Origin of the sequence: Hydrogenophaga sp. (assembly GCF_019264445.1) — a bacterium.
Lineage (GTDB): Bacteria > Pseudomonadota > Gammaproteobacteria > Burkholderiales > Burkholderiaceae_C > Hydrogenophaga.
This window is the reverse complement of record NZ_JAHVAB010000062.1, coordinates 25,508-47,129: the sequence shown is the minus strand read 5'-3', so window position 1 is coordinate 47,129 and position 21,622 is coordinate 25,508. Positions and strand designations below refer to the sequence as shown.

The 21,622-nt window shown below is 65.2% G+C and carries 24 protein-coding genes and 1 riboswitch; of the genes, 2 read left to right on the top strand and 22 right to left on the bottom strand.

From position 1 onward, the window contains the following. Positions 1–83: 83 nt before the first annotated feature. Both KXJ60_RS12860 and KXJ60_RS12855 read left to right on the top strand, forming a co-directional pair. Entirely contained in the window at positions 84–1,565 is a 1,482-nt protein-coding gene (locus KXJ60_RS12860; protein WP_291128206.1) for a S41 family peptidase, read from the top strand. A gap of 42 nt (positions 1,566–1,607) precedes the next feature. Beyond that, a complete protein-coding gene (locus KXJ60_RS12855; protein WP_291128075.1) occupies positions 1,608–2,360 on the top strand; it encodes a HesA/MoeB/ThiF family protein in 753 nt (250 codons plus the stop codon). 9 nt (positions 2,361–2,369) lie between these two features. Here KXJ60_RS12855 and KXJ60_RS12850 read toward each other — a convergent pair whose 3' ends face one another. From KXJ60_RS12850 to KXJ60_RS12750, 22 genes are all read right to left on the bottom strand, one after another. Beyond that, a complete protein-coding gene (locus tag KXJ60_RS12850) occupies positions 2,370–2,927 on the bottom strand; it encodes a thermonuclease family protein (protein ID WP_291128072.1) in 558 nt (185 codons plus the stop codon). Further along, on the bottom strand, positions 2,927–3,148 hold the full coding sequence (locus KXJ60_RS12845) for a hypothetical protein (RefSeq protein WP_291128069.1): 222 nt from the start codon (positions 3,146–3,148) through the stop codon (positions 2,927–2,929). The genes KXJ60_RS12850 and KXJ60_RS12845 overlap by 1 nt, the downstream gene beginning before the upstream one ends. Positions 3,149–3,250: 102 nt before the next feature. Further along, positions 3,251–4,156: an MBL fold metallo-hydrolase gene (locus tag KXJ60_RS12840; RefSeq protein WP_366018455.1), complete on the bottom strand. Its 906-nt coding sequence runs from the start codon at positions 4,154–4,156 to the stop codon at positions 3,251–3,253. Positions 4,157–4,465: 309 nt separating this feature from the next. Beyond that, positions 4,466–4,984: a 6,7-dimethyl-8-ribityllumazine synthase gene (locus tag KXJ60_RS12835; RefSeq protein ID WP_291128062.1), complete on the bottom strand. Its 519-nt coding sequence runs from the start codon at positions 4,982–4,984 to the stop codon at positions 4,466–4,468. A 90-nt stretch (positions 4,985–5,074) separates the two neighbouring features. Next, positions 5,075–5,244: riboswitch (FMN riboswitch) on the bottom strand. A gap of 77 nt (positions 5,245–5,321) precedes the next feature. Further along, the gene (locus KXJ60_RS12830; RefSeq protein WP_291128059.1) at positions 5,322–6,167 is read right to left on the bottom strand and encodes a DUF429 domain-containing protein; all 846 of its coding nucleotides are present in this window, start codon (positions 6,165–6,167) and stop codon (positions 5,322–5,324) included. 1 nt (position 6,168) lies between these two features. Continuing rightward, on the bottom strand, positions 6,169–7,050 hold the full coding sequence (locus tag KXJ60_RS12825) for a DMT family transporter (RefSeq protein ID WP_291128056.1): 882 nt from the start codon (positions 7,048–7,050) through the stop codon (positions 6,169–6,171). Between the two features lie 82 nt (positions 7,051–7,132). Further along, complete coding sequence (locus KXJ60_RS12820; protein ID WP_291128053.1) at positions 7,133–7,558, bottom strand: BLUF domain-containing protein; 426 nt, start codon at positions 7,556–7,558, stop codon at positions 7,133–7,135. 8 nt (positions 7,559–7,566) lie between these two features. Beyond that, positions 7,567–8,277 (bottom strand): GTP cyclohydrolase I, encoded by a 711-nt coding sequence (gene folE, locus KXJ60_RS12815; protein WP_291128050.1) that lies wholly within the window; start codon positions 8,275–8,277, stop codon positions 7,567–7,569. A gap of 85 nt (positions 8,278–8,362) precedes the next feature. Continuing rightward, positions 8,363–10,135: an ATP-dependent DNA ligase gene (locus tag KXJ60_RS12810; protein ID WP_291128047.1), complete on the bottom strand. Its 1,773-nt coding sequence runs from the start codon at positions 10,133–10,135 to the stop codon at positions 8,363–8,365. Beyond that, positions 10,132–11,151, bottom strand: a complete 1,020-nt coding sequence (locus KXJ60_RS12805) for a ligase-associated DNA damage response exonuclease (RefSeq protein ID WP_291128043.1) — start codon at positions 11,149–11,151, stop codon at positions 10,132–10,134. The genes KXJ60_RS12810 and KXJ60_RS12805 overlap by 4 nt, the downstream gene beginning before the upstream one ends. Before the next feature lie 7 nt (positions 11,152–11,158). Further along, a complete protein-coding gene (gene clsB, locus KXJ60_RS12800) occupies positions 11,159–12,418 on the bottom strand; it encodes a cardiolipin synthase ClsB (protein WP_291128203.1) in 1,260 nt (419 codons plus the stop codon). A gap of 47 nt (positions 12,419–12,465) precedes the next feature. Beyond that, positions 12,466–13,194, bottom strand: a complete 729-nt coding sequence (locus tag KXJ60_RS12795) for an endonuclease/exonuclease/phosphatase family protein (RefSeq protein WP_291128040.1) — start codon at positions 13,192–13,194, stop codon at positions 12,466–12,468. A 60-nt stretch (positions 13,195–13,254) separates the two neighbouring features. Then, positions 13,255–14,580 carry a DUF4347 domain-containing protein gene (locus KXJ60_RS12790; protein ID WP_291128037.1) on the bottom strand — a complete coding sequence of 442 codons (1,326 nt, stop codon included), beginning with the start codon at positions 14,578–14,580 and terminating at the stop codon, positions 13,255–13,257. Positions 14,581–14,758: 178 nt separating this feature from the next. Next, a complete protein-coding gene (gene nudB, locus KXJ60_RS12785) occupies positions 14,759–15,202 on the bottom strand; it encodes a dihydroneopterin triphosphate diphosphatase (RefSeq protein WP_291128034.1) in 444 nt (147 codons plus the stop codon). Positions 15,203–15,218: 16 nt separating this feature from the next. Next, complete coding sequence (locus KXJ60_RS21685) at positions 15,219–15,515, bottom strand: YqjK family protein (protein ID WP_366018449.1); 297 nt, start codon at positions 15,513–15,515, stop codon at positions 15,219–15,221. Then, positions 15,512–15,898 (bottom strand): phage holin family protein, encoded by a 387-nt coding sequence (locus KXJ60_RS12780; protein WP_291128031.1) that lies wholly within the window; start codon positions 15,896–15,898, stop codon positions 15,512–15,514. Before KXJ60_RS12780 ends, KXJ60_RS21685 begins: the two co-directional genes overlap by 4 nt. 13 nt (positions 15,899–15,911) lie before the next feature. After that, positions 15,912–16,232, bottom strand: a complete 321-nt coding sequence (locus KXJ60_RS12775; RefSeq protein ID WP_291128028.1) for a YqjD family protein — start codon at positions 16,230–16,232, stop codon at positions 15,912–15,914. A 138-nt stretch (positions 16,233–16,370) separates the two neighbouring features. After that, positions 16,371–18,173, bottom strand: a complete 1,803-nt coding sequence (gene aspS / locus KXJ60_RS12770) for an aspartate--tRNA ligase (protein WP_291128025.1) — start codon at positions 18,171–18,173, stop codon at positions 16,371–16,373. Positions 18,174–18,221: 48 nt separating this feature from the next. Beyond that, entirely contained in the window at positions 18,222–18,899 is a 678-nt protein-coding gene (locus KXJ60_RS12765) for a DUF502 domain-containing protein (RefSeq protein WP_291128022.1), read from the bottom strand. A 12-nt stretch (positions 18,900–18,911) separates the two neighbouring features. Further along, positions 18,912–19,253 carry an FmdB family zinc ribbon protein gene (locus KXJ60_RS12760; RefSeq protein WP_291128019.1) on the bottom strand — a complete coding sequence of 114 codons (342 nt, stop codon included), beginning with the start codon at positions 19,251–19,253 and terminating at the stop codon, positions 18,912–18,914. A 142-nt stretch (positions 19,254–19,395) separates the two neighbouring features. Further along, the gene (gene ubiB, locus KXJ60_RS12755; protein WP_291128016.1) at positions 19,396–20,961 is read right to left on the bottom strand and encodes a ubiquinone biosynthesis regulatory protein kinase UbiB; all 1,566 of its coding nucleotides are present in this window, start codon (positions 20,959–20,961) and stop codon (positions 19,396–19,398) included. Next, positions 20,958–21,593 carry a hypothetical protein gene (locus KXJ60_RS12750; protein WP_291128013.1) on the bottom strand — a complete coding sequence of 212 codons (636 nt, stop codon included), beginning with the start codon at positions 21,591–21,593 and terminating at the stop codon, positions 20,958–20,960. Before KXJ60_RS12750 ends, ubiB begins: the two co-directional genes overlap by 4 nt. Positions 21,594–21,622: the final 29 nt, after the last annotated feature.

The window sequence follows — 21,622 nt, the reverse complement described above, 5'->3', positions numbered from 1 at the left end:
TGCTCCAAGGTGTATATTGGCCCGACAGGGTCACGCAGGCCCTGCACGGGCTTTTTTACTGGGGTATTTCGATGGCAAAACTGGTGAGTCACAAGCTGAAAATTGCAGGCTGGGTGGCGATTGGCGCGGTGGCTGGTGCACTGACCACGGTCCAGGTGCAGGCGGTCGCACGCGGCGCACTGGCACCCTTGCCCCTTGAGGAGCTGCAGCAGCTCGCCGCCGTTTTTGGCATGGTCAAGAGCGACTACGTCGAGCCGGTGGACGAGAAGAAGCTGATCTCCGAAGCCATCACCGGCATGGTGGCCAGCCTCGATCCGCACTCGCAGTATTTCGACAAGAAGTCCTTCAAGGAATTCCGCGAAGGCACCAGCGGGCGTTTCGTGGGTGTGGGCATCGAAATCACCATGGAAGACGGCCTGGTCAAGGTGGTCTCGCCCATTGAGGATTCCCCAGCCTTCCGTGCGGGCCTGAAGACCGGCGACCTGATCACCAAGATCGACGACACGCAAGTCAAGGGCCTGAGCATCAACGACGCCGTCAAGCTGATGCGCGGCGAACCGCGCACCAAGGTGCTGCTGAGCATCTTCCGCAAGGACGAGAACCGCACGTTCCCCGTGACCATCACGCGCGAGGAAATCAAGACGCAGAGCGTGAAGTCACGGGTGGTGGAACCCGGTTACGCGTGGGTGCGCGTATCCCAGTTCCAGGAGCGCACGATTGAAGACTTCGCTCGCAAGATGGAAGACATCTATAAGGCCGACCCGAATCTCAAGGGCCTCGTGCTGGACCTGCGCAACGACCCGGGCGGCCTGCTCGACGCCGCCGTGGCACTCTCCGCAGCCTTCCTGCCCGAAAACGTGACCGTGGTGTCCACCAACGGCCAGCTGGAAGACAGCAAATTCACTTACAAGGCCATCCCGCAGCACTACCTGCGCCGCGGTGGTACAGACCCGATCAAGCGCCTGACCGACAACACGCAGGGTGCCCTCAAGCGCGTTCCTCTGGTGGTGCTGGTCAATGAAGGCTCTGCCTCTGCCAGCGAAATCGTTGCTGGTGCACTGCAGGACCACAAGCGCGCAACCGTGCTGGGCAGCCAGACGTTCGGCAAGGGTTCGGTTCAAACGGTCCGCCCCCTGGGTCCGGACACCGGGCTCAAGCTCACCACGGCGCGCTACTACACCCCGTCGGGCAACTCCATTCAGGCCAAGGGCATCGTGCCCGACGTGATGGTGGACGAGACGCAGGAAGGTAACGTGTTTGCCGCACTGCGCACCCGGGAAGCCGATCTGCAGAAACACCTGAACAACGGCACCGAGGCTGCCAAGGGCGCTCAAGGCATGACCGACGCAGAGCGCGCGGCTTCCCAGCAACGGGAAGAGGCACGCGAAGCAGCCCGCAAGCGACTCGAAGAAGAGGCCAAGAAGAACCCGAACCAGCGCCTGGTGCCCGAGTTCGGCACCGACAAGGACTTCCAGCTGCAGCAGGCCCTCAACCAGCTGAAGGGGCGCCCTGTGATGGTGAGCAAGACGCTGTCGGTGCGCGAAGAAGAAAAGAAAGAAAACTGATCTGACGGAACGCTGCGGGCACAGCCCCGCAGCGCGCGCCCCTTGGACGACGCCCAGCTCCTGCGCTACTCGCGCCACATCCTGCTCGATGAACTGGGCGTTGAAGGCCAGGCAGCCTTGCTGGCATCGCATGCGCTCGTGATCGGCGCTGGCGGTTTGGGCTCTCCGGTGGCGCTCTACCTGGGCAGCGCAGGCGTCGGACACATCACGCTGGTCGACCACGACACCGTTGACGAAACGAACCTGCAGCGGCAGATCGCGCACAGCCTGGCCCGTGTGGGCCACTTCAAGGCCGAATCCGCGCGCGAGGCCATCGCGGCCATCAACCCGGATGTGCAAGTCACCACCGTCACCGAACGAGCCGACGCTGCGCTGCTGGACAGCCTGGTGGCGCAGGCCGATGTGGTGCTTGATTGCACCGACAACTTCGCGACACGCCACGCCATCAACCAGGCCTGCGTGACGCACCGAAAGCCACTGGTATCGGGCGCGGCCATTCGCATGGACGGCCAGCTCAGCGTGTTCGATGCCCGCACCCCGGGCAACCCGTGTTACGCCTGCGTGTTCCCGCCCGACTCGGGCGTTGAAGAAGTGCTGTGCGCGACCATGGGCGTGTTCGCGCCGCTCGTGGGCATCGTGGGCACGATGCAAGCTGCCGAGGCGCTCAAGCTGCTCTGCGGCATGGGCTCGCGCATCACGGGCAAGCTGCTCATGATCGATGGCCGGGACCTCGCGTTCACTGCTGTTTCACTGCCGCAGAACCCGCATTGCTCGGTGTGCGGCAAGGCACACTGAATCGGCCCGTCAGGGCAAAGGCATCGGGCACGGCCCGTGACGCTTGCGGAAATCGCGCGGCAACTCGACCGAGCCGTCGGCAAACAAGCCTTTGCGCGCCCGTCGCGCCCCCGCCTCTTCGTCCTTGAAGGGTCCTGGACGCCGGCCCCAGCGATACGACCAAGCGTGGCCCTGACCCACCATCCATGCCGCGACATCGTCGCCCTGATGGGTCAGCTTTGCCAACCCCCGACCGTAGTCATCTCGCTGGCGCACGCCCACCGCCACCACCTGGTTCAATACCCGTGCGGCCAACGCATCGCGCGAGGCCACGCCGCCGCGCTGGCAGATCTCCGGGGCATCGATACCGTCGATGCGCAGCTTGCGATAGCGCCCACCCTCCAGGGGCTTGACCCACAGGGTGTCGCCGTCGAACACGCGCGTGACCTTCGCGGCATACGCCTCGCGCTCAGGCGGGTGGCCAGCTGCTTTCGCAGACGCTGCGAGGCCGGGTGATACCGACACCCACAGCGCGGTGGCCAGCAGCAGGGCCGTCAGTGGATGCGGGCGAACACGTCGTGCCTGCATCAACCCTTCTTGCCGCCCAGCAACAGCAGCGCAGCACCCACCACGATGGCGCCAACGCCAGCCCAGACGGGCACGTTGACGGTTTCCTTTTGCTTCACGGACAACTCCAGCGGCCCCAGCTTCACGGCCTCGGTGTCCTTGGTGTAGCTGAAGCTGCCGTACACCAAGCCGAGCACGCCGGCCACGATAAGAACCACACCGACCAGCTTGGCTGCGTTCATGGGAATTCCCTCCAGAGTTTGCGCTTCCACCGCACGGCCCGAGTGCCAGCGACGCAGCGCAGACCGCGATGATGCACCAAGCGCAGGCGGGCTGGCCTCCCGTCAGTGCAGGTCCTTCCACCAGCGTTCGTTCTGCCGTGAACGCCCGAGCGTCAGCACCTCGCCCACTTGCGGTGTGGCCAGCGCAAGGCCTTCTCGCTCTGCCCGGTCGGCGACGCGATCCATGGGAGCGCGCCAGCGGTGAAATGCAAGGTCGAACGTGCTGTTGTGCACCGGGTACAGCAGCCGTGCGCCCAGGTCTTTGAAGGCACGCACGGTTTCTTCGGGGGACATGTGGGCCGATGGCCAGTCGCTGTCGTAAGCGCCGTTTTCCATCAAGGCGATGTCGATGGCACCAAAGCGCTGCCCGATGGTCTTGAATGCATCGAAGTAGCCCGAATCGCCGCTGAAGAAGATGCGTTCGCTGCCGCTCTGGATCAGCCAGGACGCCCACAGCGTGCTGTTGCGATCCCATGGCATACGCCCCGAGAAATGGTGGGCTGGCGTGGCCGTGAGCTGCACGCCCGCGTGACTCGCCCCTTGCCACCAGTCGAATTCCTCAATGCGCGCCGCATCGACACCCATGCGCTGGAGGCGGGCGCCCACGCCCAATGGCACGAAAAAGCGCTGCACGCGCTCGCGCAAGTGCTCAATGGTGGCGCGGTCCAGGTGGTCGTAGTGGTCGTGAGAAAGGATCAAGCCTTCGATAGGCGGCAGCTCGTCCAGCGACAGCGGTGGCGCATGAAAGCGCCGGGGACCGAACCACTGGACGGCTGACGCCCGTTCGCTGAACACCGGATCGATCAACCAGTAGCGGCCACGCAGCTTGAGCAGATGCGAAGAGTGGCCCAGCCGCACGATGTGGTTGGCCGCGGGATCGAGTGCGTCGAGCGTGGCCCGGTCGATCCTGCGCACCGGGATCGCATCGCGCGGCACTGCACCGGGCTTGGCCTCCAGCACAAATCGCATCCAGATCTTCCAGGCGCTCTGGGTAGGCCGGGCGTGCCTGTCGGGTGGATTCTGAAAACGACCGTCATCACCCCGTTGGGGCGAGATCACGCGGTCGGACTGCCCCCCACGCGCTGCGGCACAACCAGCCACCAGCAGGCCTGCGGCCAACAAGACACAGACAGAACTGAAAAGATGCGGCAAGGTCATGGCGGAGCCCAAGGTTCGGCGGAATCGACAACGACTGGACATGTTGCCGATCCAGTGCGCACGCGTCGATACCCCCAATGCAGCACACGGTGGCGCTGCGCCGCCGGGCCCACGCCGTGATCAGCGGCCGGCCATCACCGCGCTTGGGCTCAGCAAGGCGTCCAGGCGGCGCAGCCCCGCCACGGTCTGCAGGCAGGCTTGTGCGGCCTCGGTTCCCTTGACCGCAAAGTGCCGCAAGAAGTATTTGCGGTGTTCAGCGTGCTCATGAAAGTGGTGCGGCGTGAGCACCGCCGAGATCATCGGCACGCCGGTGTCGAGTTGCACGTCCATGAGCGCCTGCACGACGGTTTGTGAAACAAAGTCGTGGCGGTAGATGCCGCCATCGACCACCAGTGCACTGCCCACAATGGCGGCGTAACGGCCGGAGCGCGCCAGGCGCTGCGCGTGCAGCGGAATCTCGAACGCGCCCGGTACGTCGAACACATCGATGGCATCGGCGTTGAAGCCGCCTTGTGCCATTTCAGCGAAGAACGCATCGCGCGCCTGGTGCACGATGTCGGCGTGCCAGGACGCCTCGACAAAAGCGAAACGCAGGCCCGCAGGCAGGTGAAGGTGGTGGGAAGACTCGGTCTGATTCATGGTGTCCTCAAGGAGTGGGAGGGCCAAAAAATCAGGGCGCACAAGCGCACGCGCCACCGCGACGCATCCCGGCGCACGGTGGTACATGGCTCGCGCTCTCTTGCATCCGGACTGTGACCGTCGGTCCCGGAGTCTCACCGGGTCTGCTGACCCCATGCGCCAGGCTTGCTGGCGCATGGGCGCTCGCGGCACTTGTGCGGTCGCGTTGCCACGCCGCCATCACCGCCGGTGGGGAGTTTCACCCCGCCCTGAGAACGCTTGTGTCCGGCACAAGGCCCGACACGCCACATTCTAGGCAGTGCCACGGTCGGCCGCTGTCGCCTGGGCACATGCCCTTTCAGGCCGTGACGATCCAGCCTTCGAGGGGATCGAATTCAGGCAGGCCCCAGCGCGGCAGGCCTGCCAGGTGTTGCCGCTCGGCCCAGGCGGCCTGCAGCAGGCAGAGCACCGCGTCCAGGCTGTCGCCACTGGGATCGTCGGCCAACGCGTCGCGCTGGGTGTTGGTGAGCTTCAGGCGCAGCCCGGCTGCCTGCAACAACGGCACCTGCCCGTTTTCCAGCGCGTTGATCAAGGTCTTGCGCGCGATGAGGCGGTCGGGCGTCTGCTTGGCTTTGTCGTCGCTCTTGTAAGACGCCGAGCCCAGCACGCTGCGCGCGAGCAGCCCCGGGTACGCCTCCAGGCCCACGCGCGTGCCGTCGCCGTCCAGCAGCCCGGGCAAGGTGACGCCCGCCGCCATCAGGCGCGGCACACCGGCATGCAACATGAACGCCACCGGCGGGTTGACCCACTTCATGCTCGGGCTGGAGCCGGCGGGCCCATCGGTGGCGCGGTGGGCGAACTTGCCACCGACGGGGCGCGCATCGCAGAAGGCAGCGAACGCCTCGCGAATCTCGCTGCGCTCCAGCCCCGCGTAGTGCGCCATGCACTCGGCCCATGCCGTGGGCCAGCCCAACGCGGTGACGAGCTCGCGGGGCAGGCCAAACGGCAGATCGAACCCGCCCACCCAGCAGCCCGGTGCTGCCAAGCGCTGGCTCCAGGCATCCAGCGTCTCGAAACGTTCCACCGACTCGATCAGCACACGGCCGCGGTCGGCACGGCCCACCGCGAGCGTGATGGGCTTGCGCCGGGTGGGTGCGCTGGAGAAGTCGCAACCCAGCAAGCTGCGGGAGGTGGCTTCGCTCATGTCATCCCAAAGCCAGCGCAGTCACGCCGGCTGCAATGCACAGCGCCCCCAGGATGCGGGCCACGCGATCGCCCTCGCCCAGCAGATGTCCGCCGATGAGTGCGGCAAACAGCATCGACACCTCGCGCGCCGGGGCCACATGGGACAGCGGCGCCTCGCGCATGGCATACAGCACGAGCACATAGGCCACAGGGCTCACGGCGGCCACCAGCAGCGCATAGCGCCACTGCAAGCGCCAGAGTTGCGCGGCGGTGGGCAGGTCGCGCAGCACACTGGGGGCGAGCAGCGCCACACGCACGAAGTTGCCCATGTAGTCCACCAGAATGGGTGACATCAGCAGCACCTTGACGGCGTAGCCATCGACCACCGTGTACGAAGCGATGAAGACACCCGTGAGCACGCCATAGAACATGCCTTTGTGCACGCGCTGCCGTGCCGCCGGGTCGTGCGTCGCGCGCAGCAGGCCGGGCCCGCCAGCAATGAGGAACACGCCGCCGACCACCCCCACAATGCCCAGCGCCCCCAAGGCAGAAATGCGTTCGCCCAGCAGCGCGATGGCCACCAGCGACGAGAGCAGAGGCCCGGAGCCCCGTGCCATCGGATACACCACGGTCAGGTCGGCTTTGCGGTAGCCGCGCAGCAGGATCACGTAGTAGAAAACGTGCAACACGCCACTGGCGACCACGAAGGCCCACTCCGTCACGCCCCACGCCGGGACCTCCGTGCGGCCGATCCACCAGCCCAGCGGCGCCCAGATCAGCATCATGAGGAAGGCGCTGAAAAAGGCAAAGCGCGCATCGCCCGCTGCCTTTTTGGCCGCGATGTTCCAGCAGGCATGGATCAGGCCGGCCAGCACAATCAGACAGAACGCGGTCAGCGACATGCAGGTTCAGAAGAAGGCAGGCGGCCTGCTCGCCTGAGCACCGCCAGGCGCTTGGCGATCGCGCGGTGCAGGTGGGAGAGCGTCAGGCCCTGCCGATGATGCTGGCGGTGGCCATGAGCTCTTCGAGCAAGGCCAGCGATACCCGACCCGACACCGCGTAGGGATCGAATTCGGGGCGCTCGGAATACTTCAGCACGATGGACGTGTTGAGTTTGGACAGGTTGACCTGGCCCATCGTCCATCCACCGAAGCGGCGCTCGGTGATTTCCTCGTAGTGCAGCAGCACCACGTCGGTGTGCCGCGCGTCGGCCACGATGTGGTTGTAGAGGGTGTTGACGGCACCGCGCCCACCCTCGATGGCCTGCAGAAAGACACCGCCGCCATAGCACAGCACACCGGTGATGCCGTTGCCCATGTTGTGCGAGCGGGAGGCCTCCAGGATGGATTCGATGACCTTGGCGCTGTCCTTTTCAACAGCGCGGCTGACGTAGAGCAGGCGTACGAGCATGTTGAGCCTCAGGGTTGACGGGGGATGAGCGCGAGGAATTCACGCCGCAGGTTGGGGTCCTTGAGGAACACGCCGCGCATGACCGAGTTGATCATCTTGCTGTTCATGTCCTTCACGCCACGCCAGGACATGCAGTAGTGGCTGGCCTCCATCACGAGGGCCAGGCCATCGGGCTGCGTTTTTTCCTGAATCAGGTCGGCCAGCTGCACCACGGCTTCTTCCTGGATCTGGGGGCGGCCCATGATCCATTCGGCCAGACGCGCGTACTTCGACAGGCCGATCACGTTGGTGTGCTCGTTGGGCATAACGCCGATCCAGATGCGCCCGATGACGGGGCAGAAGTGGTGGCTGCAGGCGCTGCGCACCGTGATCGGGCCGACGATCATCAGCTCGTTGAGGTGCTCGGCATTGGGAAACTCGGTGATGCTCGGGCCCTTCACGTAGCGGCCGTTGAACACCTCCTTGAGGTACATCTTGGCCACGCGGCGGGCGGTGTCGCCGGTGTTGTGGTCGTTCTGGGTGTCGATGACCATGGCATCGAGCACGCCCTGCATCTTCTCGGCCACTTCGTCGAGCAGCAGGTCCAGCTCGCCTGGCCGGATGAACTCGGAGATGTTGTCGTTGGAGTGAAAGCGCTGGCGGGCGGCCTTCACACGCTCGCGGATCTTGACGGACATGGGCACGCCATGATCGTCATCAGGGGAGGCGTCAGAAGTCATGTCGGATGCGGTTTTCGTCGGAGTGGCGCATGCTAACACCGCACCCCCGGGGGACCTGACGCATGGGGGCTTTCAGGGCATCGGCTCAAGCGCGCAGCAACAGCTCCAGATCCTGCAGGGTGCTGGCCTCGTGCAGTGGCTTGTCGTGCCGCACGCGGGCGATGCGCGGAAACCGCAGCGCGACGCCGCTCTTGTGCCGTGTGCTGCGCGCGATGCCTTCAAACGCCAGCTCGAACACGAGGGTGGGTCGCACGCTGCGCACCGGGCCGAACTTCTCCAGCGTGTGGCGGCGCACCACCGCATCCACGGCCTTGAACTCTTCGTCGGTCAGACCCGAGTAGGCCTTGGTGAACGCCACCAGCTGCAACGCACCGGGTTCGGCTGGGCGGCGTTGCGCAATGGCTTCAACCACCGCCTGCGCCTCGGCCGCATCTGCGGGGGCACGGTTCCAGACCGCAAAGGTGTAGTCGGTGTAGACCGACGCGCGCCGACCGTGACCCGCCTGCGCGTAGATGAGCACGCCATCGATGCTCATGGGATCGATCTTCCACTTCCACCAGGCCAGCATGCCGGTGCCATCGCCGCGCCTCTGGCGGCCGGTCCCGTAGGTGCTCAGGCGGTGCTTGAGCATCAACCCTTCGACGCCCAGCGCACGCGCCTGCGATCGCTGCGCTGCCAGCGTGTCCCAGGCGTCGGCCATGAGCACCGGCGAGAGCCACAGGCGCGGCCCGGGCGTGGCGTCGAGCAGCACAGCGAGCGCTTGCAACCTGGCTCGGCGTTCGTGCTGGGGGCACTGGCGCAGGTCCTCGTGGTCGGCCTCGAGCAGGTCGTAGGCCATGAAGCTCACAGGTGCCTCGGCCAGCACCTTGGGGCCCAGCGTCTTGCGACCGATGCGCTGCTGCAGCACAGCGAAGGGCGCCGGACCACCGGGGCGATCGCTGCCGGGCAGCTTGGGGGTCGCTGACCCGTCGTGCCAGACGAGGATCTCGCCATCGACCACGGTGCCGTCGGGCCAGCGCTGTGCGAGGGCCTGCAACTCGGGAAAGCGCTCGCTCATCAGCTCCTCGCCCCGCGACCACACCCACACCTGCCCGGCGCGCTTGACGATCTGGCCGCGGATCCCGTCGAACTTCCATTCGGCGATCCAGTCGCTGGCGGGGCCCAGAGCGGCAGGCGCGTCAGGCGCCCCCGCCTCCAGTGGGCTGGCCAGAAAGAAGGGGTACGGCTGGCTGGGGTCGCCATGCGCCTCACCCGCCAACGGGAGCGGCGCCACCAGCGCGCGGAAGGCGGCGGGCGTGGGCACACGCTTGCCGTCGGTGAAGCCCATCATGCGCGCGGCCACCTGCTTGGCATCCAGCCCGGCGTGTGCCGCCAGCGCGCGTTGCACCAGCAACTTGCTCACCCCCACCCGAAAGCCGCCTCCCACCAGCTTGACCAGCAGAAAGCGGCCGGTGGTGTCGAGTTCGCGCCACCAGGTGGCCAGGGCCTGCGCCACCACGTCGTCGCCCTGGCCGCGCAGGGGCAACAAGCGCTCCTCCATCCAGGCGCTCAGCCGGGTGTTCATGCCGGCATCGGTTTGTGGCGGCGGCAGCACCAGTGAAATGGTTTCAGCCAGGTCGCCCACAGCCTGGTAGCTGGCTTCGAACAGCCACTCGGACAGGCCCGACTCGGCGATGGCCTGCGCGCGCAGCTGCGCCGTCTTGATGAGCTGGCGCGGCTTGCCTCCCGCGAGAAAGTAGACGGCCCAGACCGCGTCGGCATCGTCCACCTCGGCCAGATAGCGGCGCAGCGCCGCCACCTTCGCGTTGGTGGCCGTGGTCGCGTCCAGCTCGTCGAAAAGCGCGGCAAAACGTCTCATGCCGCCGCCTCCGGCTCATCGCCGTACTCGGTCTCGAAGCTGTCCGCCTGCAGGCCTTGTTCGCGCAGATGGCGCACCAGCACCGGCACGCTGCCGTGGGTGACGATCACGCGTTCGGCGCGGCTGGCCTCGATGGCGCTCAGCAGCCCGGGCCAATCGGCGTGATCGCTGAGCACGAAGCCACGATCCAGACCGCCCCGGCGGCGCCAGCCGCGCACCTGCATCCAGCCACTGGCAAAGGCATCGGAGATCTCGCCAAAGCGCTGTATCCAGGGCGACCCGAGCGCAGAACCCGGGCACAGCACCAGCGCCCGGCGCAAGGTGGCAGCGTCGCCGACATCGCCCACCTGCAGCGTCTCGGGCAGCGCAACGCCGGCGGCACGGTACGCGCGGTTCAGCGGCTCCACGGCGCCGTGGCACACGATGGGCCCGATGGACGCGTCCACGCCGGCCAGGATGCGCTGCGCCTTGCCCAGGCTGTAGCAGGTCAGCACGCTGGCCCGCCCCAGCTCGGCGTTGGCCTGCCACCAGCGGTTGATCTCGGCAAACACGTCGGCATCGGCCCGCCAGCGGTAAATGGGCAGGCCGAAGGTGGACTCCGTGATGAAGACATCGCAGCGCACCGATTCGAAAGGCGCGCAGGTGCGGTCGGGCACTGCGCCGGCGGGGGTGGTGCGGTAGTCGCCACTGGCCACCCACACCCGCCCCTCGTGTTCGACCCGCACCTGCGCCGAGCCCAGAACGTGCCCTGCCGGGTGCAAGGACAGGCGCACGCCGTGGTGCTCCACCACTTCGCCATACGCCAGCCCCTGGAGTGAAATGCCCGCACCCAGACGGGCACGCAGCAAACCCTCTGACACGGCGGTGGCGAGGTAGTGGGCATGGCCTGTGCGTGCGTGGTCGGCGTGCGCATGCGTGATGACGGCCCGATCCACCCGGCGCCAGGGATCGATGTAGAAGTCGCCTGGCGGGCAATAGAGCCCTTCAGGGCGCTGGACGATCAGGTCGCCGGACATGGGTGGGTCAGTACCTGTGACCCGTCACAAACAGGATCGTGCGCATCACCGCGAAAGCCACGCGGTCGAGTTGGCGCTGCAGCCAGGGACGCTGCCCCAGCGCATCCGTGTCCAGCAACGTGCCGGCTTGCTGCACCAGACCGTCCAGGTGGCTGTGGAGCAGACCGGAGAAGCGCCGGTCGGTGGTCATCACGTTGGCCTCGCGCGCCAGCAGCATGGACAGCGGATCCAGATTGGTCGAGCCCACGGTGGACCAGCGCCGGTCCACCACCGCCACCTTGGCGTGCAGCGCGCTGGGCGCGTATTCGTGGATCTGGATGCCTGCATCCACCAGCCGCTGGTACACCGGACGAGCCGCGCGGTACTGCAGGAAATGCTCGTAGCGGCCCTGCAGCAACAGGCGCACGCGCACACCACGCTGGGCTGCCAGGGTAAGCGCACGGCGCAGCTTGCGCCCCGGAATGAAATACGCGTTGGCAATCACGATCTCCTGACGTGCCTCGCCAATCGCCTTCAAGTACGCGCGCTCAATGTCGTGCCGGTGGCTGACGTTGTCGCGCAGCAGCAGCCGGGCGCGCGCGCCGTCCACGCCCAGCGGCGAGGGAGCGCTTTCGCCAAAACGGCTGTCGGCGGGCGCATCGGGGTCCAGCCCCGACTCGATCTTCTGCAGCAATCGCGAAAAATCGCCCACCGGGCGCGCTTGCCGCAACGCATCCCAGGCCGCCTTGAATTCGCGCTGACGCGCACGCCGCGCGGCCAGCACCCGCCACCAGAGTTGCTCCATCGTGTCGACCATGTGCTCCACCAGCGGGCCAGCCACGCGAAGCGCGAAATCCAGCCGGGGCGCAGCCAGGCGGCCCAGCGCCACGTCGTCCTGGTCGTCGATGATGTTGATGCCACCACAGAAGCCGACCACGCCATCGACCACGCACAGCTTGCGGTGCAACCGGCGCCAGTTGCGCGGCAGCAGCAGACCCAGACGCCCAAGCGGCGCATAGATGCGCAGCGTCACGCCGGCCTCGGCAAAGCGCTGTTTCCACTCGTCTGGCACATGCGGCGTGCCCACGCCATCGATCAGGAGGCGCACCACGACGCCACGGCGCGCCGCGCGCTCCAGCGCCTCGGCCACGCTCAGCGCCGACCCCGCAAACTCGAAGATGTAGGTCTCCAGGTGCACCACAGCGCGCGCCGTGTCCATCGCATCCACCAGCGCGGGGAAGAACTCGGCACCGCCCTGCAACAGCAGCAGTTGGTGCCCACCTTGCATAGCGCCCGGATGGGCAAGCGAGCGCTGGTGGGGTGCGGGCGAGGTGCTCACAACTCGAGTTCGGCGATCAAGGGCAGGTGGTCCGACATGCGAGCCCACACACGGCCGTGGGGCACGTGCGCCGAGACAGGGCGCAGTCCCCGCACGAAGATGCGATCCAGATGCAGGAGCGGCAGCCGCGACGGATAGGTCGCGAGGCGAATGCCTTCAAAAGTGCGCAGGTCCAGCGCGGCCATGGGGCGCAGCAGTTGCGCGCCCCAATCGTTGAAGTCGCCCGCCACCACCAGCGGCGCACCGGGCGGCACAGCGGTGCCGATGTACTCGCCCAGTCGTTGCACCTGCCGCTCGCGGCTCGCGTGAATCAAGCCGAAGTGCACCACCACGACATGCACCTCCTTGCCTTCCACGAGCAACTGCACATGCAGCAAGCCGCGCTGCTCGAAGCGGTGATCGGACACATCGGAATGCCGGGTGTCGATCACCGGCCAGCGCGAGAGCAACGCGTTGCCGTGCTCACCGTGGCGCGTGATGGCATTGGTGCGGTACACCGACTCATAGCCTTCTGGCGACAGATAGCCCGCCTGGTCCAGGTCTGGCCACCGGGTGAACTGCTTTTCCAGCTTGCGGTGGTGGCGGCGGACTTCCTGCAGGCAGACGATGTCGGCATCGAACTGCTCCACCGCATGCGCCAGGTTGTGAATTTCCAGCCGGCGTGCGGGACCCATGCCCTGCACGCCCTTGTGAATGTTGTAGGTGGCAACCCGCAAAATGCTCATGCGGGGGATGATCGCATGGGCGCTGGATTCTTCGCGGCCGCGCCGCGCAAGACCAGGAAATCAGTGGGTGACGTCGGGCGCGCCAGGCGGCATGGCCAACGGCGTCAGGCGCATGCCATCGGCGGCCGTGATCGGGGCCATGAAGCCCACCGAGTGGCCAGGGCTGGCCTGTTCGAAAGCCCTGAGCAGCGCGGCACGCAACATCGCTTCTTCCCGCGCATCTGAACGGACCACCGTGGGCGCGCCGGTCCACGATTCGGCCAGATCGTCCAGGGTTTCCACCTGCACCTGCACTTCGGTACATCCCCCCAGACCGTCCGACACCGTGCATGCAAATGTTGTGGCACCGATAAAGCCCGGCGCTGGCAGGAAGGCCAACGCGCCGCCGACGCCAGCCACCACCTGCCCCCGGTTCACGCTCACGATGTCGTCCGGCTTCACCTGCTGACCGTCCACGGCGGTGACGAGCCGCACGATGTCCGGCTCAACCGCAGCACCGACGTCGATGTCGATACACGCAAGCGCCGGAGCTTCGCCCAACACCTCCACCTGCACGTTCACCGTGTCCTTGATGCGCCGCCCTTCCAGCACCACGATGCTGAAGCCGTCCTGCCCATGGAACCCTTCGTCGGGCGTGTACATCCACGCGCCATCGGCATGCACCAACAGCATGCCGTTCAGGGGAATCGCCCCGATGCAAAAAGTCTGATGCGCCTGGGCACGGTCGGACCCCACCGACGTGCCATGCACCGCGTTGCCCTGGGACGTGCTCACGGACACATCGCGCATCGACCCATCGCTTGCGGCAGCGCGGCCATGCTCCGAAGCGTGCACGTGAGCACCCGTGATGGATGCCAATGCGTGCATCAGCGCCTCGCCGGCGGCATCCGCGTTCAAGTCGGCACCATGCACATGGAACTGCGCCTCGGGCGACAGCGCCCCTGCGATCACGGCCAACGCCTCCGCATGCTGATCGCTCAGGCTGTGCGCATCGAGAACCGAGGACCCCAACGTCATCACGCCAGCCGACCCGCTGGTGAGCAGGTGAATCGCCTGGACATCGTTTTGCCCATGGAGCCAGCCCGCCACTTGCTCAAGCCCATGGCGCGACGGATCCAGGTGAACCACCTCGCCTTGCAGCGATGCCAGCCAGCCTTCCGCGCCGCTCAGACTGGGATCGAGAAAAATCCAGGAAAGAGGCAGCCCGCTTTCAGGCGCCTGCGTGTCTTGCCATGGAAAGCCCGAAGGAACCCCCTTGGAGGCCGGCTTGGCGCCCAGGCTGTGCACGCGGTGGCCGGCCTGTTTGCCGCGCGATTTGATCCCGCCAGTGGCGCCTCGGCCCACGACAGCAGTGCGTTTGATTGATGTGCGATGCGACCTGTTCATGGCATTTCCGGAGCGCGAAGCCTGAACACGCAGGCTGAAACGGTAGGGAAATTATTTGAAGAGGACCCGAAAAACACCGACTCGGCGTTGCGCTCACGCCGCGCTTCAGACGTGAGTTATTTCACGAAAAGTGGCCATCGCGCGCCAAAATAGTGCAGATGCAGTAGCCATCGACGCATCATCTGGCAAACTTTCGGAGCCATGTGATCGCCTCAGCGTTCGAAGGCGAAAAGCACCGATCCGCTGCTTCTTGCCAAGGCAACCAGATTTGATCGCGATGCTCCCGGGCGCTCAGCCGCACGGGCAGGGGGTGCGGAATGCACAGTCCAAACAGATGTTCGGTGTTCTGGACGACCCCAGGCGCATACCGGTGGCGCCACTGCGGGTAAATCTCGTACACATTCTCCAGCGCCCAGTCGGTCAACACATGGTCCGGCGCATGTGCGTCGATGCCGGTCTCTTCCCACACCTCGCGCACCGCTGTCGCCTCAAAGGGCTCGTCTTCCGTGTCCTTCGAGCCGGTGACCGATTGCCAGAAGCCTGGCGCATCGGCGCGCTCGATCAGCAGTACGTCCAGCGCCGGCGTGTGAATCACCACCAGCACCGACTGCGGGATCTTCATGAGCGAAGCGGCCGGTTCAACGAGAAGGCTTGTCGCCCGGCGCACGCAACCGCTGAAACAGGCGCCACGCCGACCAGGCCCGAAGGCCCCAGCCCAACCAGCGCCGTGGGCGCGACGCCGCCAATGCCATGCTCCCCGCCACCGCCATGACAGGATTGCCGCGCAACCAGAGCCACACGTCCTGCAGCCGATCAGCCCACGCCAACACGGGTTGTGCCGCCCTGATTTCCCGCGTCAGTGTCCGGCGCAGGTTCCCGGAGCGCTGCACAAGCCGTTCACGCCGACGCGCCAGCACCGCCGCTCGGGGATTCATGCGTCCACCTGGCTCGATCGCAGGACCTCGCGGTCTTGCTTGAGTTCGTCAACGCTGGCAGAGAACAGACGGGTGCCGGAGCGGACACGCTCGCGCGCGAGCCAGGCGGCCACACCACCGGTGGCCAGGAAAAGCCCGGTGAACACCCCCAACGCGAGCAGGCGGTGGGTGTCCCACAGCGCCACAGTGATCAACAGCGCCAGCAGCACCACCCCCAGGCTGAGAAAGGCGACCGCGATGGCGCCGTAAACCAGCAGCGCGCCCACGCGAAGCACTTCCTCCTGGGCTTCAATACTGAACAGTTCCAGACGGATCTGCACCAACTCCAGCAGTGTCGAAGCCATGCCTTTGACGGAGGAAGACAGGCGCGGGGGCGTGCTCATGGGGTACCAGGCCTCAGCGACGGCTGATCAGCAAACCCACCACCAGGCCGAGACCTGCGGCCGCACCAATGGCAGACCAGGGATGCTCATGCACGTAGTCGTCTGTGGCGCGGGCGACTTCCCTCGTCTTTTCCTTGATGGCGTCTTCCGCGTCGGCCAGCTTGTGGCGCGCGTCGCGCAGGTTGTCGCTGATGCGCTCGCGCAACTCGGCCACCTTGCCCTCCGTCTGGTGGGCGGTCGCCTGCATCAATTCCTCGGCATCCGCAATGACGCGTTGCAGGTCGGCCACGAGCTTTTCCTTACCAGGCAGGGTGTCTTGACGAATCTTGGGCATGAAGAACTCCTTTGCAAAAGGGCATGGTAACAAACCCATCCGAATGCTGAAAATTGCCAGCAGATAACCGCACAAAACGCTTTGATACAAGAAAAAAGGGCGCCAACGGGCGCCCTTTGAGCAATGACCGCTGCGCGATCAGGCGGATTTCGCGAGGTCCACGTTGCGCAAGCGGATGTGCAGTTCGCGCAGCTGCTTCTCGTCCACCAGGCTCGGAGCCTGCGTCAGCAGACACTGGGCGCGCTGGGTTTTCGGGAAAGCGATGACGTCGCGGATGGAGTCTGCACCGGTCATCAAGGTCACGATGCGGTCGAGGCCGAACGCAAGCCCGCCGTGCGGAGGCGCACCGTATTGCAGGGCATCGAGCAGGAAGCCGAACTTGATCTGGGCCTCTTCTGGCGTGATCTTGAGGGCATCAAACACCTTCTGCTGCACGGCGGCAGTGTGAATACGCACCGAGCCGCCACCGATTTCCCAGCCGTTGAGCACCATGTCGTAGCCCTTGGCAATGCACTTCTCGGGCGCGGTGACCATCCAGTCCTCGTGCCCATCTTTGGGCGCCGTGAAGGGGTGATGAACGGCGGTCCAGCGGTCGGCCTCTTCATCGTGCTCGAACATCGGGAAGTCCACCACCCACATCGGGGCCCAACGGTCTTCAAAAAGACCATTTTTCTTGCCCAGAGCGCTGTGGCCGATCTTCAGGCGCAGCGCGCCAATGGCGTCGTTGACGATCTTGGCCTTGTCGGCACCGAAGAACAGGATGTCGCCGTCCTGCGCACCGGTGCGGGCCAGGATCTCGGCAATCGCCTTGTCGTGCAGGTTCTTCACGATCGGCGACTGGAGGCCATCCTTGCCCTTGGCCAACTCATTGACCTTGATCCACGCCAGGCCCTTGGCGCCGTAGATCTTGACGAACTCCGTGTACGCGTCGATCTCGCTGCGCGGCATTTCGGCACCGCCGCGAACGCACAGCGCGACGACCCGACCGCCCTTCATCTGGGCCGGGGCGCTGAACACCTTGAAGTCCACATCGGCCATGACATCGGTCAGCTCGGTGAATTCCAGCTTCACGCGCAGGTCGGGCTTGTCGGAGCCGAAACGCTGCATGGCCTCGCTGTAGGCCATGACAGGGAACTCGCCCAGGTCCACACCGAGCGTGTTCTGAAAGACCGTCTTGATCATCCCCTGAAACATGTCGCGGATGTCTTCTTCGGTCAGGAAGGAGGTTTCGATATCGATCTGCGTGAACTCGGGCTGACGGTCAGCGCGCAGATCTTCGTCGCGGAAGCACTTGGTGATCTGATAGTAGCGGTCGAACCCCGCCACCATCAGCAACTGCTTGAACAGCTGGGGCGATTGCGGCAGTGCAAAGAAGTGGCCATCGTGCACGCGGCTGGGCACGAGGTAGTCGCGCGCTCCTTCTGGCGTGCTCTTGGTGAGCATGGGCGTCTCGATGTCGATGAACCCATGGGCATCCAGAAACTTGCGCACCTCCATGGCCACGCGGTAGCGCAGCATGAGGTTGTTCTGCATGTACGGGCGGCGCAGGTCCAGCACTCGGTGCGTCAGGCGCGTGGTTTCCGAGAGGTTTTCGTCATCCAGCTGGAACGGCGGCGTGACCGACGGGTTCAGCACTTTCAGCTCGTGGCACAACACCTCGATCTGGCCGCTCTTGAGCTTGTCGTTCGTTGTGCCTGTGGGACGCGCACGCACCAGGCCCGTCACCTGCACGCAGAACTCGTTGCGCACATCTTCAGCCGTCTTGAACATCTCGGCGCGGTCGGGGTCGCAGACCACCTGCACGTAGCCTTCACGGTCGCGAAGATCGATGAAGATGACGCCGCCGTGATCGCGCCGCCGATTCACCCAGCCACACAGCTGAACGGTTTGGCCCAGTTGGGCTTCGGTCACCAGACCGCAATAGTGGGTACGCATCGCCATTTCGACTCTTCTTTCAACAGGTTCGCGGAACAGTTCCGCCAGGGAACATCAGGATTGGGGGGTGATGGCGCCGTCAGCGGCGACCTTGATCTGGGCATTCTTTGGGCCGCCGGGCACGATCACGCCCATGGACACGATGTACGTGAGCGCTTCGTCCACGCTCATCTGCAGCTCGACGCAGGCGCTTTTGCGCACCATCACGAAGTAGCCGCCTGTGGGATTGGGTGTGGTGGGCACATACACACTGTGAAACTCGTCGTGCTCCGCACCGCCTGGCATGGACTGAAGGTGATCCAGCACGTCGCCCGCTGGTGAGCCGGTGAGAAAGGCAATGGTCCACATGCCCTCGTGCGGCCACTGCACCAGCAAAGCCTTGCGAAAGGCATTGCCCTTTTCGGAAAACAGCGTGTCGGAAACCTGCTTCACACCCGAGTAAATGGAACGCACGACAGGGATGCGGTGCAGCATGGCGTGCCACCAGCTCACCAGCTTGTTCCCGATGATGTTGGACGCCAGCGCGCCGATGGACAACACAACCAGGAGTGCGAACACCACGCCCAGGCCAGGAATGTGCACACCCAGAAGCTGGTCGGGCTGCCAGCTTGTGGGCAGGATGCGCAGCGTCTGGTCCAGCGTGCTGATGACCCATTCGATCACCCACAAAGTGATGATCAGGGGCACCAGAACCAGAAGGCCCGAGAGCAGCCATTTGCGCAAGGAAGGCATGGACGATGCAGCTCAGGTGGAAGTGGTCGGCGTGCTGGATGGCGTGGCCACAGCAGGTGCGGCCGCCGGTGCGGGCGATGCCGCAGGGGCGCTGGCAGCGTCCGCTGGCTTGGAGGCAGCGGCAGGCGCGGCGTCCGCGGTGGCGGAGGGCGCTGTAGCGGCAGGCTTGTTGCCTTCGCGAAAATCCGTGACGTACCAGCCCGAACCCTTGAGCTGGAACCCCGCCGACGTCAGTTGCTTCTTGAAGCTGGCCTGGCCGCAGGCCGGGCATACGCTGAGCGGATCGTCGGACATTTTCTGCAACACGTCCTTGGCATGGCCGCAGGACTCGCACTTGTAGGCATAGATGGGCATGGCGTTGACCTGAAAGTTGGCAAAGGCGCCCCGCTTGGACCGGCATCGCTGGACGCCAGACGTTCCTGCGTGGGCCGCGGAACAAAACCGGCCATTATAAATTGAGGGTGCCCGACACTGACCGAGCGCGGGCGGCAGGCCGCTACCAGAGACGTATGCGCAGCAGCACCTGCATCACGATCAGCCCCAGAACAAAGCCCACACCGCTGTAGATGATGCCCTGCAGCAGCCGGTTGGTTCGGCGCTGTTCCGACACAAGGGCATCGAGCTCGCGGCGCAGCTCGTGTGGCTTGTGTTGCAGGTAGTCGTGCAACAGGCGCGGCAGCGCAGGCAACAGCTTGGCGTACTGCGGCGCCTCGGCCTTGAGTTGTTGCAGCAGCTTTTGTGGGCCGACCTGCTCGACCATCCATTTCTCGAGAAACGGCTTTGCGGTGCTCCAGAGATCGAGCTCAGGGTCGAGCTGGCGCCCCAGACCTTCGATATTGAGCAGCGTCTTCTGCAGCAACACGAGCTGCGGCTGAATCTCCACGTGGAACCGGCGCGAGGTCTGAAACAGGCGCATGAGCACCATCCCCAGCGAAATTTCCCGCAAAGGCCGATCAAAGTACGGCTCACACACAGCCCGGATGGCAGATTCGAGCTCGTCCACCCGCGTTTCTGCCGGCACCCAGCCCGATTCAATGTGCAGCTCGGCCACACGCTTGTAGTCGCGGCGGAAGAAGGCCGTGAAGTTCTGCGCCAGGTATTCCTTGTCGAACTCCGTGAGCGTTCCGACGATCCCGAAATCAAGGGAGATGTAGCGGCCGAAGGTGGCGGGCGACGTGCTGACCTGAATGTTGCCCGGATGCATGTCGGCGTGGAAGAAACCGTCGCGGAAGACCTGCGTAAAGAAGATCGTGACACCGTCACGCGCCAGCTTCGGGATATCCACACCCAGCGCCCTCAGCTCGTCGACCTTGTTGATGGGGATGCCGTGCATGCGCTCCATCACCATCACCTCGGTGTGGCAATAGTCCCAGAGCATCTCGGGAATCAGGACGAGATCGAGCCCCTGCATGTTGCGTCGGAGCTGCGCAGCGTTGGCCGCCTCGCGCAACAGATCCAGCTCATCGTGCAGATATTTGTCGAACTCCGCGACCACTTCACGCGGCTTGAGCCGCTTGCCATCGGCCGACAGGCGCTCCACCCACCCGGCCATCATCCGCATGAGGCTCAGGTCCTTGTCGATGACGGGCCCCATCTGGGGTCGCAGCACCTTCACCGCGACTTCGCGCCCCCCATGCCGGCCGTCCAGCAGGGTGGCAAAGTGCACCTGGGCGACAGATGCACTTGCCACGGGCACTTGATCGAAGTGCGAGAACACCTCGGTCAATGGTTTGCCAAAGGCGCGCTCGATGGTGGCCACAGCCACGGCGCTGGGAAACGGGGGTACCCGATCCTGCAACAGCGCGAGTTCATCAGCGATGTCGGTGGGCAGCAGGTCGCGCCGAGTCGAGAGCACCTGGCCAAACTTCACGAAGATCGGCCCGAGGCGCTCAAGCGCCTCGCGCAGCCTCACGCCCCTGGGCGCATCCAGATTGCGGCCCAAGGAGACGATGCGTGTGAGCAACCGGATGGCTGGGCGCTCAAAGCTGGAGAGAACGAGTTCGTCCAGGCCGTACCGCAGCACGACCCAGACGATGAAGAAGCCGCGAAACAGCCGGCTCATGCCGACGGTCCGTCAGCGCGCGGAGGCACTGACGCGTCACCCGTTGACTTGCGCGAAGGGAAGGCAGCGGGCATGCGCGCGGCAAACGCCTTGATGGCCTGGCCAGCTGACTGAGCAGCGCGTGCGAGCGTGTGCGCAGTTGCATCGCCCACCACACGAGACAGGTCTTCCTCGACATCCCAGCGCACGTTGTCAACCAGCCAGGCCACTTCGGCCGCCAGCTGCACATCGCCCTGAATGTCCACACCCGGCTTCTCTCCCGCCAGCACGCTCTGGGCAAGATCGAAAGCAGAACGCTGCGTGAGCGTCACACTCAACTCCGGCTTTGCATCCGGCTCACAACGCTCCAGCAACCCGGCGGCCGTGGGGGCCAGCGTGAGATGGAAGTCGCCCCATTGAACGCGCACCGGTTTGCCCTTCTGACGGCGAAGGCGATCCTGGGCGGACTTTTCCTGCATCAGGACGTGATTGAGAAACAGCACCACGCGGTTCTGGATCTCGTCGACCAGCCAATCCGGCGGACGGATGGACCCCAGCAACGACTGAAGGAAGTTCAACGGAGCGGTTGCGCCGGACGAAAAAACGGGTGGTTCATTTTTCATGACCACCCGATTTTGACGGATAAAGCCCAAGCCACGGGCGATGCGGGTTGCACACAGGC